This is a genomic window from Pseudoalteromonas sp. MER144-MNA-CIBAN-0113 (assembly GCF_040308965.1).
Classification (GTDB): Bacteria; Pseudomonadota; Gammaproteobacteria; order Enterobacterales; family Alteromonadaceae; genus Pseudoalteromonas; species Pseudoalteromonas tetraodonis.
The window spans coordinates 1-268 of record NZ_JBEOOG010000378.1; the positions used below are offsets into that span (position 1 = coordinate 1).

1 pseudogene is annotated in these 268 nt (G+C 34.3%); it reads left to right on the top strand.

Going from position 1 to position 268, the window contains the following annotated elements:
• Positions 1–268: pseudogene (locus AAEY57_RS20125) on the top strand (alpha/beta hydrolase); the annotation flags it as partial.

The window sequence follows — 268 nt, forward strand, 5'->3', positions numbered from 1 at the left end:
CTTATACATACTGATTATTTCTTTAGTTATTTTTTTAAGTGGTTGCCAGAGCTATATTGCTTATCAAATAACTAAGCCTCCGGGGAAAGTTCTCCCTAAAGAATTTGAGAGCTCTATCGCTTTATCTGGAGCACAAACCCATTACTGTAGCAGCGAAATAGATTGTCTTGATTTTAGGGTTATTTCACCTAAGGATATTGATAATTATCTACTAAGTGGCAATACGTTAACATTAACTTTAATTAGTAGAGGAAGCACTGAAGACGAT